Consider the following 4577-nt stretch of genomic DNA (forward strand, 5'->3'; position numbering starts at 1 on the left):
GCACGCGATGGTGATGAACAGGAACGGGAACAGCGCGCCCGCGAACACCGGGCCCTCGCCGTTCGAGGCGAACTCCGTGACGGCGGGCATCTGCGCGATCGGCCGCACCAGCACGATGCCGACCGCCAGCACGAGGATCGTCCCGACCTTCATGAACGTCGACAGGTAGTCGCGGGGCGTCAGCAGCAGCCACACCGGCAGGACCGCGGCGAAGAAGCCGTAGATCACGACCGCCCAGGTCAGCGTCACCGGCGACAGGTGCAGGTGCTCGCCCCAGGACGACTCGGCGACCCAACGGCCGCCGACGATCGCCGCGATCAGCAGCACGAACCCGATGACCGACACCTCGGTGACCGCGCCGGGCCGGACGAACCGCAGGTACAGGCCCATGAGCAGCGCGATCGGGATGGTGCAGCCGACGGAGAAGACGCCCCACGGGCTCTCGGCCAGCGCGTTCACGCACACCATCGCGAGCACGGCCAGCACGATCATCAGCATCACGAACACGACCACCATCGCGACCGTGCCGCCGAACCGCCCGATCTCGTCGCGGGCCATCTGCCCGAGCGACCGGCCGCCGCGCCGGGTGGAGAAGAACAGCACGAGCATGTCCTGCACGCCGCCCGCGACGACCACGCCGAGGATGATCCAGAGCGTGCCGGGGAGGTAGCCCATCTGCGCCGCGAGCACCGGGCCGACGAGCGGTCCCGCGCCGGCGATGGCCGCGAAGTGGTGCCCGTAGAGCACGCGCCGGTCGGTGGGGTCGAAGTCGCGGCCGTTGTCGACCCGCTCGGCCGGGGTCGCCCGGGTGTCGTCCGGCCGCATGATCCGGCGCTGCACGTACAGCGCGTAGAACCGGTAGGCGATCGCGTAGGTAGCGACCGCCGTCACCACGAACCAGATCGTGTTGACCTGCTCGCCGCGGACGACCGCGAGCATCGTCCAGCCGACGGCTCCCGCCAGCGAGATCGCGATCCAGACGACGATCCGCAGCGGTGTCCAGCGTTGCCGCGGCACGACGCCGACCGGCGTCCCGTCCTGCGCCCGGACGACCTGCGCCCGTTCCTCGTCGGTGTAGCCCTGCTCCTCGACGGTCGCCTGCGCCATGCCGAGCTCCTTCGCTCACGTGCCGTGCACGCGGGCGCGCTCGACCGCACGAGGGCGCGACGACGCGCCCCGGCGGCTGGGATCGAGGCGCCCCCTGTGCCTCGCCGTCAACCTAACGGGCGACGGGAAGCGCCTGCCACCCGAACCTGCGGGGCGGGCGGTCCGGGCGCCGCACGTGCCGCCGCGGACGGTCTCAGCGCGCCAGGAACGCCAGCAGGTCGTGCCGGGTGAGGACGCCGACGGGCTGCCCGTCGTCGACCACCATGAGTGCGTCGTGCTTCTGCAGCGCCTCGCGCGCCGACTCGACCGACTCCCCCGACCCGATGAGCGGCAGCGCGGCCGCCATGTGCCGGTCGACCCGGTCGGACAGCGACGCCGTCCCGGAGAACACCGCGTCCAGCAGCTCGCGCTCGGACACCGACCCGGCGACCTCGCCGATCTTCACCGGGGGCTCCGCGCCGACGACCGGCATCTGCGAGACGCCGTACTCCTGGAGGATCTCGATGGCGTCGCGGACGGTCTCGTTGGGGTGCGTGTGCACGAGCGCCGGCACGCTGCCGTCCTTGGTGCGCAGCACGTCGGTGACCGTCGCGCCGGCCTCGGTGTCGAGGAACCCGTAGGACCGCATCCACCGGTCGTTGAAGATCTTGGACAGGTAGCCCTTGCCGCTGTCCGGCAGCAGCACCACGATGACCGCCCGCGCGGCCGCGGCTGGGTCCTCCTCCTCGAGCCGGCGGGCCAGCCGCAGCGCGCCCTCGACGGCCATGCCGCAGGAGCCGCCGACCAGCAGGGCCTCCTCACGGGCGAGGCGCCGGGTCATCGCGAACGAGTCGGCGTCGGACACGGCGATGATCTCGTCCGGGACCGCCGGGTCGTAGGCGGCGGGCCAGAAGTCCTCGCCGACGCCCTCGACCAGGTACGGCCGCCCGTCGCCGCCCGAGTACACCGAGCCCAGCGGGTCGATGCCGACGACCCGCACCGGGCCGCCGTCGGACTCCGCGCGGTCGGCGGACGCGTCGTGCAGGTAGCGGCCGGTGCCGGTGATCGTGCCGCCGGTGCCGACGCCCGCGACGAAGTGCGTGACCCGGCCGTCGGTGTCGGCCCAGATCTCCGGGCCGGTGGAGGCGTAGTGGCTCGCGGGCCCGTTGACGTTGGCGTACTGGTTCGGCTTCCAGGCGCCCTCGATCTCCGTCACCAGCCGGTCGGACACCGAGTAGTACGAGTCCGGGTGGTCGGGCGGCACCGCGGTGGGCGTCACGACGACCTCGGCGCCGTACGCGCGCAGCACGTCGCGCTTGTCCTCCGACACCTTGTCCGGGCAGACGAACACGCAGCGGTAGCCCTTGCGCTGCGCCACCAGGGCCAGGCCGACGCCGGTGTTGCCGCTGGTCGGCTCGACGATGGTGCCGCCCGGGCGCAGCTCGCCCGAGGCCTCGGCCGCCTCGATCATCCGCAGCGCGATCCGGTCCTTGGCGGAGCCGCCGGGGTTGAAGTACTCGACCTTGGCCAGGATCGTCGCCGAGAGGCCCTCGGTGACGGCGTTGAGCCGGACCAGCGGGGTGCCGCCGACGAGCTCGGAGATGTGCTGCGCGTACTTCACGGGTCTCCCAGAGGGCGAAGGGCGGGGCGGGCGACGGCCCCGGGGGACCCCAGCCTAGGTCTCAGGTGACCGTGCCGATGTGCCACGGGATGAACTCCTCCACGCCGATGCCGAGCTCCTCGCTCGCGGTCGGCTCCCCGGAGGCGACCGCGAGGATCCGGTCGAACAGCTCCTGGCCGACCTCCGCGACCGTGCGCGTGCCCGCGGCGATCGGCCCGGCGTCGAGGTCCATGTCCTCGGTCATGCGCTCGTACACCGCCGTATTGGTGGCCACCTTGATCGACGGCGTCGGGCGGCAGCCGAACACCGAGCCGCGGCCGGTGGTGAACACGACGACGTTCGCGCCGCCCGCCACCAGCCCGGTCACCGACACCGGGTCGTAGCCGGGCGTGTCCATGAACACGAAGCCCCGGTGCGGCGCCATCGGCTCGGCGTACTCGTAGACCGCCGCGAGGTCAGCCTGGCCGCCCTTCGCGACCGCGCCGAGCGACTTCTCCAGGATGGTGGTCAGACCGCCGGCCTTGTTGCCCGGCGACGGGTTGTTGTCCAGCGACCCCTGCCCCGCCGCCGCGTACTTATGCCACCACGCGATCCGGTCGAGCAGGCGCTTCGCCACCCCGGCGTCGACCGCGCGCCGCGTCAGCAGGTGCTCCGCGCCGAACACCTCGGGGGTCTCCGCGAGCGCCGACGTCCCGCCGTACGCGACGAGCCGGTCGCTGGCCCACCCGAGCGCCGGGTTCGCCGTGATCCCCGAGTACCCGTCGGACCCGCCGCAGTTCAGCCCCAGCACGAGCTCCCGGACGTCGACCTCCTCGCGCCGGCACCGGTCGAGCACCGGCAGCATCTCCCGGACCGCCTCGACGCCGGCGCGCACGGTCGCGCGCACACCCCCGGTGTCCTGGATCGTCAGGCTCCGCACGACCGTGCCGTCGGGGATCGTCGCGAGCAGGCCGCCGCCCGCGGGCTCCGGCGCGGGCGCGCCGACCGACGGCATGCCGAGGAACGCCCCGGCCCCGTCGCGCGCGGACAGCTGCTCCGGCTGGAGCATCTCGCAGCCGAGGCCCAGCACGAGCACCGCGCCGATGTTGGGGTGGGCCGCGTAGCCGCGCAGGGTCCGCAGCAGCAGCCGCCCGCCCTCGCTCTCCGGCACCATCCCGCAGCCCGACTGGTGGGTCAGCGGGAGCACGCCGTCGACGTGCGGGAACGCGGCCAGCGCGCTCGTCGGGAACGCGTCGGCGATCATCCGGGCGGTCGACGCCGAGCAGTTCACGCTCGTGAGGATCGCCAGGTAGTTGCGCGTGCCGACCCGGCCGTCCGACCGGCGGTAGCCGCGGAACGTGGGGCGCGGGCCGTCCGGGACGGGCAGCACGGTGCGCGTGCCGCCGAGCTCGTGCTGGCGCTCCCCCGCCTCGTACCCGAGGTTGTGCGCGTGCACGTGCGCGCCCGGGGCGATGTCGGCGGTCGCGACGCCGATCACCTGGCCGTACTTGCGGACCCGCGCGCCGGTCGCGGCGGCGCGCAGCGCGACCTTGTGGCCCCGCGGCACCCGGTCCCGCACCCGGACGCCCGGGCCCGAGGCGGGCGCGGCGTGCTCCCCCGGGGCGAGGTCGCGGGTCGCGACCGCGACGTCGTCGCCCTCGCGGAGCACCAGCAGGTCGGGTCGGGTGGTCATCGGGCGGGCCTTCCGTCGGTCGGTCGGGGGCGGGGCGCGGCGGGGGTCGCGCGGCGGGGCGCGGCAGGGGTCGTGCGGCGGGGCGCGGGAGGAGTCGTGCGGCAGGGCTCGGCAGTGGTCGTGCGGCGGGGCGCGGGGTGCACGGCGGCGCGGGAGGGCGCGGCCGGGGCGGTGCCGCGACGGCGCGCGGCCCGCCGA

The 4577-nt window shown here is 74.4% G+C and carries 3 protein-coding genes; all 3 read right to left on the reverse strand.

Annotated features, from left to right (window positions below; genetic code table 11):
• Positions 1 to 1107: carbon starvation CstA family protein (locus KVT14_RS19730; protein WP_306795872.1), on the reverse strand; the 1107-nt coding region annotated here is incomplete at its 3' end.
• 193 nt (positions 1108 to 1300) lie between these two features.
• Positions 1301 to 2707: a cystathionine beta-synthase gene (locus tag KVT14_RS19735; RefSeq protein ID WP_217617221.1), complete on the reverse strand. Its 1407-nt coding sequence runs from the start codon at positions 2705 to 2707 to the stop codon at positions 1301 to 1303.
• Between the two features lie 61 nt (positions 2708 to 2768).
• A complete protein-coding gene (locus KVT14_RS19740) occupies positions 2769 to 4379 on the reverse strand; it encodes a UxaA family hydrolase (protein WP_217617222.1) in 1611 nt (536 codons plus the stop codon).
• Positions 4380 to 4577: the final 198 nt, after the last annotated feature.

Origin of the sequence: Cellulomonas sp. GbtcB1 (genome assembly GCF_019091725.1) — a bacterium.
Classification (GTDB): Bacteria; Actinomycetota; Actinomycetes; order Actinomycetales; family Cellulomonadaceae; genus Cellulomonas.

What these genes read in the sequence shown, in the direction of transcription:
- KVT14_RS19740 (WP_217617222.1), bottom strand. Translation starts at nt 4,379, where the DNA reads ATGACCACCCGACCCGACCTGCTGGTGCTCCGCGAGGGCGACGACGTC.